Below are 13144 nucleotides of genomic sequence, written 5' to 3' on the forward strand. Positions count from 1 at the left end.
GTTATAATGCAAAATCCAGCTTATTTTGGCGAGTTTGGCGGTATGTTTGTACCTGAGCTACTTGTCCCTGCGCTTAAGCAGTTAGAGAACGAATTTAACAAAGCACAAAAAGACCCTGAATTTCAGGCTGAGTTTACAAAATTATTAAACGAGTATGCCGGTCGCCCTACGCCGCTTACATTAACGCGTAATTTAATTAAAAACCCTAAAGTAAAACTTTACCTAAAACGTGAAGATTTACTGCACGGTGGCGCACACAAAACCAACCAAGTACTTGGTCAAGCGTTGCTAACTAAACGTATGGGTAAAAAAGAAGTTATTGCCGAAACTGGAGCGGGCCAACACGGCGTGGCAACAGCCCTAGCCTGTGCATTACTTGGCTTAAAATGCCGAATTTATATGGGTGCTAAAGACGTTGAGCGCCAACAGCCTAATGTATTTAGAATGAAATTAATGGGCGCAGAAGTTATTCCGGTAACCGCCGGCTCTGGCACATTAAAAGATGCGGTAAACGAAGCGCTACGCGACTGGTCTGCAAACTACCAAGACGCTCACTACTTACTTGGTACCGCTGCGGGTCCTCATCCATTCCCAACAATTGTACGAGAGTATCAAAAAATCATTGGTGAAGAAGCTAAACAACAAGTGTTAAAAGCAGAAGGACGCTTACCGGATGCCGTACTAGCCTGTGTTGGCGGTGGCTCTAATGCCATTGGTATGTTTACTGACTTTATTGACGAGCCAAGTGTAAAACTTATTGGTGTAGAGCCTGCAGGTAAAGGCCTAGATACCCAGGAGCACGGCGCTACAATTTGTAAAGGTACAAAAGGTATATTGCACGGTACCTATACGTACATTATGCAAAATGACGATGGCCAAATTGAAGAGTCATACTCAGTATCTGCCGGCCTTGATTACCCAGCAGTTGGACCACAGCACGCGTTTTTACACGAAACAGGCCGTGCTCAATATGTGGGTATTACCGATACAGAAGCCCTTGACGCGTTCCAAGCACTTGCTAAAAACGAAGGGATTATTCCAGCTCTTGAATCAAGCCATGCCCTTGCTTATGCGCTTAAATACGCCGAAGAGCAAACAGAAGAAAGCATTTTAGTGGTTAACTTAAGTGGCCGTGGCGATAAAGATTTAACCCACGTACACAGCGTTTTATCACAAGGAGGTCAACTATGAGCCAGTTAAATACAGATCGTTACGGTAAAACCTTTGCTGCACTTAATGAGCAAAAACAAGGTGCATTTGTACCATTTGTTACCATTGGCGACCCAGGTAAAGAGCAAAGTATTGCCATCATTAAAAGTTTAATTGATGGCGGCGCGGATGCACTGGAGCTAGGTATTCCGTTTTCAGACCCAATCGCCGATGGCCCCGTTATTCAAGCGGCGAATATTCGTGCTCTCGATGTAAACATTAACACGCAAGATTGCTTTGATATTATTAAAGAAATACGCGATTACAATGCAGATATTCCAATTGGCTTATTATTGTATTCTAACCTTGTGTTTAAACGCGGTTTAGAAACATTTTATAAAGATGCTAAAGCAGCGGGCGTAGACTCTATTTTAGTTGCTGATGTACCACTGCATGAGTCTAAAATGTTTAGAAAAGCAGCCATGGCAAACGGTGTAGACCCAATATTTATTGCCACACCCAATGCCGATGACGATACTCTGCGCCAATGTGCATCTTACGGCCGTGGCTACACGTATTTATTATCGCGTGCGGGTGTTACCGGCACCGATACTAAAGCGCAAATGCCAGCGGGTAACATAGTAACTAAGCTAAAAGAATACCATGCAGCCCCTGCTTTATTAGGCTTTGGTATTTCTACGCCCGATGATGTAAAAGCCGCTCTAAATGCCGGTGCAGCTGGTGCTATTTCAGGCTCAGCCGTTGTTAAAATTATTGAAGCCAACCTTAATGATTTAGACGCGATGACAACGCAGTTAAAAGCGTTTGTAGCTGATATGAAAGCGGCCACCGCACTGTAAAAGCTTAAAATTTACGCATTAAAAAAGGGCATTTTAAATGCCCTTTTTTATTAAGCTCTACACTTAGTGAGCTTGATGCTTACCTTCTAAAATTTCTTCAATAAATTTTGCATTAAATGCTTCTAAATCTGCAGGGCTGCGGCTTGTTACTAAACCTTGGTCTACACTCACCTCTTCATCAACCCAGTTTGCACCAGCATTGATTAAATCACTTTTAATGCTTGGGAATGATGTAACGGTACGGTCGCGTAATTTATTAATTTCGGCAAGTAGCCAAGGAGCATGGCAAATAGCTGCAACGGGTTTGTTTTTCTCAGCGCCAAAAAAACCGTCTATAAACGCTTTTGCGTGCTTATCTTGGCGTAACGTATCTGGGTTAAATAAGCCACCTGGCAGCATGAGCGCATCGTAATCCCTGGCACTGGCATTTGTAACAAGTTTATCTACGCTTACTTTGTCGCCCCATTTATCTTCATCCCAGCCGGTGATTTCACCCTCTTTTACCGACACAATATCGATATCGGCGCCAGCATTAAGTAAAGCATCACGTGGAGATAATAGCTCACTTTGCTCAAAGCCATCGGTGGCTAAAATAGCAATTTTTTTGCCTTGTAAACGAGTGCTTGTTTGTAATGTAGACATATAGATCTCCTTATTGCGTTTAATAAATTGTTTCAATCACCCTATTAAAAGCATAACCGATGCCAATTTTAACCTATTGAAAATAATGGATAATATAAATTAAAGCTGTCAAAGCTATGTAAATCATTTAGAGGGTTTGAACAATCTACATAGCTTAATTTAAAGTGCGTATTAAAAACCAGCACACAAGCTTTGCTTACAAGATGAAGTAGTAAGGCATTAACTAAAAACTGGGTATTTATTTTGTAGACGCACCCTATTAGCGGGGTGCGCCGAACTATAATTTTATGATTAATAGCGCTAACTAAACCTAAAAAGGTAACCGGGCTATTAGCAAGTATTGGTTGCAGGAACTAGTCGCTGGTACTGATCACTGGTACCGGTCAATGCAAGTTGCTATTTAAAGGAGATCTTTTAATGCTTTGGCTGGTTTAAATACGGGTTTGTTAGCGCCTTCTATTTCAATGCTTTCGCCTGTTTGTGGGTTACGGCCAGTGCGCGCTGGGTAGTAGCTTAAAGCGAATGTACCAAATCCATTAATTTGCACTTGGTCGCCTTCAGATAACGATTTAGTAATTACCTTTTGTAAGCTAGTAAGGGCTGCTTGTGTGTCTTTTTTTGTTAGTTCACTGCGTTTGGCTATTTGGGCAACAAGTTGTGCTTTGTTCATTGTAGGCTCCTAAATGCACACTTAATCAGTGTTGGTTAAGTGTGGGAATATGATGATGGATAATTAAAGCCACGCAGGCTAAGGCTTACAGGGCAACAAGTCAACCTTGTAGTTGCCTAGTGTTATGTGGTAAAAACTTCCCTGACTTCTTTTTGTATAATTTAGGTAGTATATGCACGCATTGATTGAATACATCCCGCTAATATTATTTTTTGCGGTATTTAAATTAGTTGATATTTACTGGGCAACAGGCCTTTTAATGGTCACTACGCTTATTCAAGTTGCGTATAGCTACTTTAAGCACGGCCATGTACCTGCCCGCCAATGGCTATTTTTTGCTATTGCAGCGGTGTTTGGCACATTAACCTTAGTACTCCACGATGAGCAGTATATAAAATGGAAAGCCACGTTAATTTACGCCGGCCTAAGCCTTACCTTATTAATTAGCCGCTACGTGCTGAATAAAAATCTTGTTAAAAAAGCCCTTAGCTCAATCCTCGAAAACGCCAACGACTCTAAACAGGCGATTGAAGTACCTGAGCCGGTGTGGAATAAGCTTAACTTAATGTGGGTTGCCATTACCGCAGGTATTGCAGTGCTGAATATTTACATTGCGTATAATTTCTCACTCGATTTTTGGGTTAACTTTAAAGTGTTTGGTTTAATGGCCATTACCTTTGTGAGTATTTTAATCACTATTTTTGCTTTGTATAAGTACTTCCCAGATGAAGAAGAACCCGCAAAGTAAAACACCTTCGTCATAAAAATGTCGTCTTTGCTTGATAGCGTGTAAAAAAAATCAATCAGAGACGACCTTGAACGCCAATCAATACCGCTGGTTTGAATTTACCCTAATATTTGTTTTATTGCCTTTAATAGGCTTTACCCTTCGTAGTTACCTAGCTAACTGGCTAATACCCGCACTGATTGTTTTAATGAGTGTGTGCTGCATGTTATTACTGAACGACCCTCACTTTAAGCGTTTTAGACTCACAAGCCTGGGGCAGTTTTCTGCGGTAAAGCGCCGTTTATTTAGTTTCTTTTTTTTAGGAGCGCTTTTTTCAGGCGTGTTTTACGGCATTATTCACCAAGAAAATTGGTTTAGTATGCCGCTGCACTCATTTTATAACTGGTTACTTTTACTGCTTCTATACCCGCTGCTGTCGGTATTACCACAAGAACTAATTTTCAGAACCTACTTTTTTCATCGTTATAAACGCATTATGCCCAAAAAAAGAGTGCGTATAGTGGTAAGCGCAACGGTGTTTGCCCTTGCCCATATTGTATATGCCAATTGGGTGGCTGTAGGCTTAGCATTTTTAGGCGGGTTATTATTTTCGTTTACCTACGCGCAAAGCCGCTCAACCATAGTGTGTGTAATTGAGCATAGTTTATGGGGATTGTGGATGTTTACACTGGGGATAGGCAGTTCATTAGACTCAGGAGCTATCAGCTAACAAGCTAACAAGCTAACAAGCTAAGCCGCTATTTTAAAAACAAAAAAGCCGCGTTAATACGCGGCTTTTAGCAACTTTTTTATAGCCTAAAATCCAAATAACTTAAAGGCAAAAAACTTAGTCGCTACTGTGTTTATAAATATGGCTAATAAAATAACCGGAATAAACGTAGAAAGCGAAAAGTTAACGTATTTCTCCATAAAGCTACCGGCGTAATTTGGTGAGCCTTGGCTTAACTCATCTGTTAGGCGCGCTTTTTTCCAGCGGTACATAACAAATAAACACACCATTAAACCATTCAGTGGCAATATAGTGTCGTAAAATACATCATAAACAATATCAAAAAAGCTTTTATTACCGCTGCCGTAACTAGTAAACGACGTTAAGCTATCAACCATACCAAAAGACATAGTACACAATATAGTTAATACACCGGTGGCTAGCGTTAAAATACCTAAAGCTTTTTTACGGCTGATCCCTTTGCGGTCGCTAAGGGTCGCTGTAGGTACTTCTACAATTGATACAAGCGAAGTAATCGCTGCAAAAAACACTAATAAAAAGAACGAAAACGCCACTGCAGACGCACCAAAATAACCAATGTCATTTTGTAGTGCTAATAAAATTTTAGGTAAGTATACAAATATCATCGATACAGACGAGTCAGAAAGTGCGGCTGGGTCGGTATTAGGATCAAAACTAAATATTGCCGGTAACACCATTAAACCGGCAACAAATGCCACTAATGAGTCGGTAATAGCCACCATTTTAGCACTGCCAACAATGTCATCTTTTTTAGATATGTAAGAGGCGTACGTCATTAAAATACCCATACCTAGCGATAGTGAGAAAAACGCTTGGCTTAGTGCACCATTAAGCACGCTGGCGCTCATTTTAGAAAAATCAGGAATAACATAATATTTAACACCAGCCATGGCGTTATCAAGCGTTAATACATACGCTACAAGGGCAAGCAACATAACAAATAAAGCCGGCATTAAAAACTTAGCGGCTTTTTCTATGCCTTGTTTAACCCCACCCAATAAAATAAGGTTAACAATAATAACCACCACAGCCATGTAGCCAAAAACAGTGTAGCTATTTATAAAGCTGCCAAAATGGCTCGGATCTGCCAATGCATCTAAATTACCCATGGCGGTTTGGCTTAAGTAACCAAAAATCCACACGGTAATAACCATGTAAAATACGGCAATCATAAACGGCGTTAATACAGCCAAAAAGCCTGCAAACTTCCATTTTTTGTCGTTATTTGCCAGCGCTTTGTACGAACCAAGTGGATCTTTTTGCGCGTTACGACCCATGGCCATTTCAGCCATCATTACTGGTAAACAAATAAAAGCAACAAACAAAGCGTATACAAGTAAAAATGCACCACCACCATTTTTAGTTGCCGACACAGGAAAACCTACTAAGTTGCCAATACCCACTGCCGAACCTGCTGCAGCCAGTATAAAGCCAAGACGGGAGCTAAAATGCTCTCTATTATTGCTCATGTATTAACCTTGTTATTTTTAAGTTATTCAAGCGACTCTACCAGTGTTGTGCCGCGCTTTTCAAGCAATTACACACTAAAAATAATTAATAACTGTAAACCTAGCTTTAACGGTAATTTGTTCACCAACTATCAACGTTGTGCTAGTATTTGCGTTATTAAACTTAACATTTTTTTGAGAATTACTATGTTGTACATGATTTATTCAACCGACGTTGAAAACAGCTTACCGCTTAGAAAAGAAGTCCGTCCCGCCCACTTAGCACGTTTAAGCGAACTCGACTCTCAAAACCGTTTATTTGTTGCCGGCCCACTGCCTGCAATCGACAGTGAAGACCCGCAAGATGCTGGATTTACAGGCTCATTAGTCATTGCCGAATTTGATTCACTTGAAAAAGCACGTGAATGGGCAGCCTCTGATCCATACGTTGCAGCCGGCGTTTACGCAAACACCGTTGTAAAACCATATAAAAAAGTATTACCAGCGTAACGAACACCCTGAATTTAAAACGTTATTTAATTCAGGGTTGGTTCACTGCTAATTAATTAAGCTGGCGAACGTAAAAGCGCATATTGGACGTTTTTACTTGAGTTTTAGTAGCTTAGTTAATTAGAATAGCTGGGTTTGATCTAGGAGTTCCCGTCATGCGTGTATTATTAACCCTTGGTTTAATTGCCTGTATTAGCGTCAGTGGCGCCGTACACGCAAGTTCGACTGTTACCAAAGCAGTTAAAAAAACTGAGATCAGCAAAAAGAAAGCCGTAATACTTGCAAAAGAAGAAACTGACGGTAAAACCTTAAAAATTACAGAACAAGCAAAATTTTATACTGTACGTATACTCAAATCTGACGGCCACGTCGTTGATTTACATATAAATAAAAAAACCGGCGAAGTGAAAAAGGATTAGCAAATGCGAATTTTAGTTATAGAAGATGATTTACACTTAGCAGACAACCTACGTAATGCTTTAGAGAAAGAACGTTACAGTGTTGATTTATGTCACGATGGCGAAGCTGGCCTATTCCATATTACAGAATACCCGCTAGATATGGCGGTGGTTGATTTAGGCTTACCAAAAATTGACGGTATTGAGCTAATCAATAAAGCACGTGCACAAGGCGTGACTATCCCTATTTTAATCTTAACGGCGCGCGACCGCTGGCAAGACAAAGTTGAAGGCCTAGATGCAGGTGCCGACGACTACTTAACCAAGCCGTTTCATGTTGAAGAATTAATTGCGCGTTGTAATGCACTTATTCGCCGCAGTGCGGGTAAAGCAAACCCAGAAATGACAGCAGGTCCAATTAAAATTCATACTCGCTCGCAACAAGTTTGGGTTAACGACAAAGAACTTAGCCTTACTGCTTATGAGTACAAAGTACTTGAGTATTTAATGGTTAACCCGCAAAAAGTAATTTCTAAATCAGAACTTACTGAGCATATTTACGACCAAGATTTCGATCTTGATTCTAACGTTATCGAAGTATTTGTACTTCGTCTGCGTAAAAAATTAGACCCTGAAGGCACATTAAACCCAGTAGAAACACTACGTGGGCGTGGTTACAGGCTTAAAAGTCAGTGGTAGCATCGCAAATATCGCTTAAAATAAGGCAAGGATTTATCCTTGTCTTTGTTTTATTGGTGGCACTGCCTATTTTGTTTTACTCGATTGGTAAAGCGTATTACGCCTCATTAGTCGAAACCACCGAAAAAAATCTAGAAGCCCACTTATACTCCCTTATTTCTGAAGTCGACTTTACTGAGCGCGGCATTATTATGCCCAGCACAATTTTAACGCCTGAGCTTAATAACTTAAATTCAGATACCTACGCCATGATTTACCGCGATGATGTACCTGTTTGGCACTCAGAGTCGGCTGTAAACGTAAACTTTAAACCCGAGTACATAGAGCCTAAAGCAGGTGCGGCCGACTTTAGACGTGTGGTTTACAACAATGCGGTTTACTGGCAATTAAGCCTAACGGTCATTTTAAATAATATTGACCAATCTGAACAGGCACGTTTTATATTACTCAAACGAAACGATGCATTGCTAAGGTTAATGGATGGCTTTAAGCAAACCCTAGTCGATTGGATGTTTATAATGGGTATTGCGATTGCCGGTTTAATGGCAATTGGGTTTATTTGGAGCGGCCGGCCGTTACAACGTCTTGATAAAGAAATAAAAGCCATTGAGTCGGGCGATATTCAAGAAATTAAAGGCTTATACCCTGTAGAGCTGCAAACAATTAAATCAGACCTAAACTTATTACTAGAGTCGCAGCAACGTCAAAAAGAGCGCTACAGAGCCTCTTTAAGTGACCTAGCGCATGCATTAAAAACACCCCTTGCGGTATTAAAATCAAGCCCGCTTGCTAATGATGCCGATGCCCAAGAGCAACTTGATAGAATAAATGTGATGATCGAGCATCAGTTAAAGCGTGCAGCTACTGGCGCCTCAGATACATGGAAAAAGCAAACTCCAGTTAAACCAGTGGTTGATTCTATTTTAAGTGCAATGGCCAAGGTATATCGCGATAAAGACATTATATTTAATTGCACCGTGACCGATAAAGATTACTTTTTAGGTGACCAAACAGATTTAATGGAGTTACTGGGTAACTTAATTGATAACGCTTGTAAAGCGTGTCGCTCGCAAGTAGAAATACAAGTTATTCAAAGTAAAACACTGTGCATAGGCATTAGTGACGATGGACCCGGTGTACCCGAGGATAAACGCGAGTCTTTATTAACCCGTGGTACCCGCCTTGATACTTACGAAAGCGGCCATGGTGTTGGTATGGCGATAGTCTCGGACTTGGTCAAATCTTATAACGGACACTTAACGATTAATAAGTCGGACACCTTGGGCGGCGCACAATTTATTTTAGAGTTTAATTACAATGATAAAAAATAGCCTTTTAATTACACTTGCGAGCCTATTAGCACTAAGTGCTAATGTCAGTGCGCAAGCACAGTGTACGCTTGAGCAAAACGCAACGCCAAGCCAAACTAAACGCTATACGCAGTGTTTAGACACCCAAATAAATCAGGCTAAATACAATCAGGGTACTTGGGTTCAAAAACGTAAATATGAACTCACTAAATTAGAAGAGCAAAGCGGAAATACGCAAATACTGATGTTGTTTAAGCGCAGCGTCGACAACCACCAAAAGTATATTGAAGCAAGCTGCCAATGGCGCTATATATTAAAACTGCCAAATGCCAGCCAAGCTGCTATTGATTACAAATTATGTGAACTTGCACTTATTGAACAGTTTACTCAAGTGCTTAAAAAGCCACTTTAAACGGGGATTAACACCCATAAAAAAAGCGATTAATACTGTGTATTAATCGCTTTTTTTGTATCAATTATTTAATCAAATACGCAATTTTAAACTATGAAAACCAATTGATATTATTTATCGTCTATCGACTCACCAGTACCAAGTAGCGTGGCAACCCAGCGCCCTTCATCACTTGCCTCTAGGGCTATTTTAACAATCATGGTAAGAGGTACCGATAGCAACATGCCTACAGTGCCTAATAACCAACCCCAAAATATTAACGACAAAAACACCACCAAGGTAGAAAGCCCAAGCCCTTTACCCATAAATTTAGGCTCTACAATGTTACCCATTACCGTATTAATAATTAAATACCCTGCACCTACAAGCCCGGCTGTTAATGGTCCTTGTGTGATCAGTGCTAACAATACAGCCGGTACTGCAGCAATAATAGAACCTATATTAGGAATATAATTAAACATAAAGGCCAACACGCCCCACAGCACAAAGTAGTCAACATCTAAAATCCATAAATAAAATGCTGCAATAATACCGGTGGCTAAACTCACTAATGTTTTAATTGCCAAATACGAATTAATAGAAACCAAAAAACGGTCAATTTGCTCCATTTTTCTATCTGGGTCGGCAAGTGCCATATGAATTTTTTTGCTTAATGCTGGCCCTTCAAAAAGCATAAACACCACAGTTAAAATTATTAAAAACATGTTCGCCATTACGCCACCTAAGCCGGTAAGCATATTCGTGGCTACATCGACCATTTTACCTGGGTCAAACATAGAGAGAATTTGATCTCTATCGATTAAGATATTGTATTGCGATGCAAGATCGACCAGCCAAACAAACTCTTCTTGTAACTGGGCTTTATATTCAGGAAGTTGCTGAGAAAAGTCGTTAACTGATTGTCCTACAAGGCCGCCTAAGCTTACACCTAAGCCCACAATGATAAGCACCACAATAACAACAGAAACCCCTTTAGGGATCCGATAGCGACCAAAAAATGTGATCAGCGGGTTGCATACAATGGCAATAAACGCCGCCAAAATAAAGGGAATAATAATAACACTTGCGGCCTTAATACCGGCTAATACAACCACCAGGGCTGCAAATATTATTAAGCTTTTATTTACGCCAGTTAAACTTGCCAACGCGCCAATCCTTTTCTTATGAAATTCGCTTTAGTGTAAGGCAAAAACTAATTAAATGAAATATTTACAAAGTGATCGTTGTTTTTTAGTTAACGTAATAATTTGCATTAAGATAGTTTAAATAGTATACATTTTAAACAAATCGAACACTTAAAATTGGTAAGATTTTTATGCATATTTTTTTTACAGGCGCTACAGGCCTAATAGGTAAACACTTAACGCCTTTTTTGCTACATCATCATAAAGTAACTGTACTGAGCCGAAATAAAACCAAAGCCCATGTATTACTTGGTCATAATATTGATGTAGTAAGCACGGTTGATGAGGTTAATTTTAACCATGTTGATACTGTGATTAATTTAGCCGGCGAACCTATCGTCAACAAACGCTGGACGCAGGCACAAAAACAAACAATTAAAAACAGCAGAATAAACCTTACCACACAAATCAGCGATGCTATTTTAAATTGCAGCACGCCCCCTGCTACATTTATATCTGGTAGTGCCATTGGCTATTATGGCCGCCAAGGCGATACCCCCGTAGATGAGGACACCGACGATGTAAATGATGAATTTAGCCATCAGCTATGTAAAGAGTGGGAGCACGCGGCACTAAAAGCGCAAAGTGATAAAACACGGGTGTGTTTATTACGCACGGGAATTGTACTTAGCAAAAACGGCGGCGCTTTAAGTAAAATGCTTCCTGCGTTTAAATTTTTTGCAGGTGGCCCCATTGGTGATGGGGAGCAAGGTATGTCGTGGATTCATATTGATGACATGATCCAACTGATTTTATTTATTATAAAACACACATCGCTTTGCGGGCCAATTAATGCCACTGCACCCGCCCCGGTTAGCAATAAAGCGTTTAGCAAAAGTTTAGGTAAAGCATTGTCTCGCCCTGCGGCCCTAACCATGCCAAGCCCTGTGTTAAAAGTGTTAATGGGTGAAATGTCTGATTTGCTCACTACTGGGCAATATGTAATACCCAAAAAAGCGTTAGCGCATAATTACCGTTTTCATTTTACGGATATAGATTCGGCTCTGAGAAGTTTAATAAAGTAGGTGTATTCAGCATAGATACACCTACTAAAGGTTATAAAAATACTACTTTAAGCTAGGTTACTGTAATTAATATAAGCTTTAGTATCTAGTCTCCATTAAAATAGTCGTTTTATAATAAAAGAACCTTTCTATGCTGCACTTACCAACCGTTATAAGCCTTTCTTTTATTTTAAACCTTATAATTGGGCTGTATTTTATCTCTATTTATCAATATAAAAAACAAACTAGTTTTTTATATTTTGGCCTAGCTTGTACCACCTTTACATTCGCCATACTATGCGCAAGCTTACGCATGATCATTGCATGGCCGTTTATTACCCATTACTTTGCCAGTTTATTTATTATTGCTTGCCCACTTTTTTTAATTATGGGATTAAAAGCACTCAGCCCTTTAAATAAAAGCATATGCAGGCAAGTTAGCTATTTACTCATCATGGCTGCGGTTTTTTTACTCGTAGTTTACAACACCGCAGCAGAGCAAATATTGGTTAGTTTAACTGTGGCAGGGTTATTTTTGTATGCCTCGTATATTGTTTTAAACACCCGCTTTATAGCAAAATTACAACAACGTATGCTACTGCTTTGCCTATTACTGCACGCACTCGTTATGCTAATACAGGGAGTTTTATTACTGTTTCCGTTTTTTACTGCGCTCAACTTTAATTTTGCCTCTGTTTTGCAATTTACTTTGGCTGTACACTTAATACTTGCCACTAGCGCCGCCCTATTGCTGCCTTTTTTAGTGTTTGCCAATACAGAGCATACGCTCAACTCCCTTGCTAATCGCGACCCATTAACCCAGCTATTAAATAAACGCGGTTTAAATGCAGTGGCCAATACGTTATTTAATAAAAATAATGCCGAGCATCCCCTTAGCATTATTATGGTCGATATAGACTTTTTTAAGCGCGTTAACGATGAATACGGACACGATGCAGGTGATGAGGCAATTAAATGGGTTTCGCAGCATATTGCAGCGCTTTTTTCTAACAGCGCAGTTACCGCACGTGTTGGCGGCGAAGAGTTTGCAATTTTACTTAGCCACTGCACTTTAAATGAGGCACAGTGCGCGGCAAACACCCTCAGAAAAAACATTAAAAACAAGCCCTTTAGCTATTACGGCAACACCATTTATTTAAGAATAAGCGCTGGAGTGGTGTGCAGCGATACTCAAACAAGCTCTTTTAAATCGCTACTTAGTGCGGCAGATAAGCGCTTGTATATTGCTAAAACCACAGGACGCGACAAAGTTATATATGAATCTGCACAAAACCCTTTTATAAATAGCAAACCGGTTTGCACATAAAAAAGCCCTTCAATTGAAGGGCTTTGACATAC

The 13144-nt window shown here is 40.0% G+C and carries 15 protein-coding genes; 11 read left to right on the forward strand and 4 right to left on the reverse strand.

Features of this window, described 5'->3' with window-relative positions:
* Window positions 1-6: 6 nt before the first annotated feature.
* Complete coding sequence (trpB, locus tag PSH48_RS03665) at window positions 7-1191, forward strand: tryptophan synthase subunit beta (protein ID WP_138576822.1); 1185 nt, start codon at window positions 7-9, stop codon at window positions 1189-1191.
* The gene (gene trpA / locus PSH48_RS03670) at window positions 1188-2009 is read left to right on the forward strand and encodes a tryptophan synthase subunit alpha (RefSeq protein WP_004586796.1); all 822 of its coding nucleotides are present in this window, start codon (window positions 1188-1190) and stop codon (window positions 2007-2009) included. The genes trpB and trpA overlap by 4 nt, the downstream gene beginning before the upstream one ends.
* A gap of 63 nt (window positions 2010-2072) precedes the next feature.
* On the opposite strand, the gene PSH48_RS03675 is transcribed toward trpA, so the two are convergent.
* Both PSH48_RS03675 and PSH48_RS03680 read right to left on the reverse strand, forming a co-directional pair.
* A complete protein-coding gene (locus PSH48_RS03675) occupies window positions 2073-2651 on the reverse strand; it encodes a type 1 glutamine amidotransferase domain-containing protein (protein WP_273586835.1) in 579 nt (192 codons plus the stop codon).
* 400 nt (window positions 2652-3051) lie between these two features.
* Complete coding sequence (locus PSH48_RS03680) at window positions 3052-3321, reverse strand: HU family DNA-binding protein (protein WP_004586798.1); 270 nt, start codon at window positions 3319-3321, stop codon at window positions 3052-3054.
* A gap of 172 nt (window positions 3322-3493) precedes the next feature.
* On the opposite strand from PSH48_RS03680, the gene PSH48_RS03685 reads away from it, so the two are divergent.
* A complete protein-coding gene (locus PSH48_RS03685) occupies window positions 3494-4069 on the forward strand; it encodes an inner membrane-spanning protein YciB (RefSeq protein WP_004586799.1) in 576 nt (191 codons plus the stop codon).
* Window positions 4070-4136: 67 nt separating this feature from the next.
* Window positions 4137-4778 (forward strand): CPBP family intramembrane glutamic endopeptidase, encoded by a 642-nt coding sequence (locus PSH48_RS03690; protein ID WP_024033448.1) that lies wholly within the window; start codon window positions 4137-4139, stop codon window positions 4776-4778.
* Window positions 4779-4864: 86 nt separating this feature from the next.
* On the opposite strand, the gene PSH48_RS03695 is transcribed toward PSH48_RS03690, so the two are convergent.
* Entirely contained in the window at window positions 4865-6289 is a 1425-nt protein-coding gene (locus tag PSH48_RS03695; protein ID WP_054982639.1) for a sodium-dependent transporter, read from the reverse strand.
* A 186-nt stretch (window positions 6290-6475) separates the two neighbouring features.
* On the opposite strand from PSH48_RS03695, the gene PSH48_RS03700 reads away from it, so the two are divergent.
* The 5 genes from PSH48_RS03700 to PSH48_RS03720 all read left to right on the forward strand — a co-directional run bounded on the left by PSH48_RS03700 (window position 6476) and on the right by PSH48_RS03720 (window position 9597).
* Window positions 6476-6778: a YciI family protein gene (locus tag PSH48_RS03700; RefSeq protein WP_054982640.1), complete on the forward strand. Its 303-nt coding sequence runs from the start codon at window positions 6476-6478 to the stop codon at window positions 6776-6778.
* Between the two features lie 155 nt (window positions 6779-6933).
* Complete coding sequence (locus PSH48_RS03705) at window positions 6934-7197, forward strand: PepSY domain-containing protein (protein WP_024033445.1); 264 nt, start codon at window positions 6934-6936, stop codon at window positions 7195-7197.
* 3 nt (window positions 7198-7200) lie between these two features.
* Window positions 7201-7875 carry a response regulator transcription factor gene (locus tag PSH48_RS03710; protein WP_004586804.1) on the forward strand — a complete coding sequence of 225 codons (675 nt, stop codon included), beginning with the start codon at window positions 7201-7203 and terminating at the stop codon, window positions 7873-7875.
* A complete protein-coding gene (locus tag PSH48_RS03715; RefSeq protein WP_004586805.1) occupies window positions 7869-9206 on the forward strand; it encodes an ATP-binding protein in 1338 nt (445 codons plus the stop codon). Before PSH48_RS03710 ends, PSH48_RS03715 begins: the two co-directional genes overlap by 7 nt.
* Window positions 9193-9597: a hypothetical protein gene (locus PSH48_RS03720; protein WP_029772701.1), complete on the forward strand. Its 405-nt coding sequence runs from the start codon at window positions 9193-9195 to the stop codon at window positions 9595-9597. The genes PSH48_RS03715 and PSH48_RS03720 overlap by 14 nt, the downstream gene beginning before the upstream one ends.
* A 110-nt stretch (window positions 9598-9707) precedes the next feature.
* Here PSH48_RS03720 and PSH48_RS03725 read toward each other — a convergent pair whose 3' ends face one another.
* Entirely contained in the window at window positions 9708-10742 is a 1035-nt protein-coding gene (locus PSH48_RS03725) for an AI-2E family transporter (RefSeq protein WP_024033443.1), read from the reverse strand.
* A gap of 170 nt (window positions 10743-10912) precedes the next feature.
* Here PSH48_RS03725 and PSH48_RS03730 point away from each other — a divergent pair, with 170 nt between their 5' ends.
* Both PSH48_RS03730 and PSH48_RS03735 read left to right on the forward strand, forming a co-directional pair.
* Complete coding sequence (locus PSH48_RS03730; RefSeq protein WP_064385002.1) at window positions 10913-11806, forward strand: TIGR01777 family oxidoreductase; 894 nt, start codon at window positions 10913-10915, stop codon at window positions 11804-11806.
* A gap of 292 nt (window positions 11807-12098) precedes the next feature.
* Window positions 12099-13112, forward strand: coding sequence for a GGDEF domain-containing protein (locus PSH48_RS03735; RefSeq protein WP_273610923.1), 1014 nt, complete (start codon window positions 12099-12101; stop codon window positions 13110-13112).
* Window positions 13113-13144: the final 32 nt, after the last annotated feature.

It is taken from the genome of Pseudoalteromonas sp. Angola-4 (assembly GCF_028599265.1).
GTDB classification, from domain to species: Bacteria; Pseudomonadota; Gammaproteobacteria; order Enterobacterales; family Alteromonadaceae; genus Pseudoalteromonas; species Pseudoalteromonas atlantica.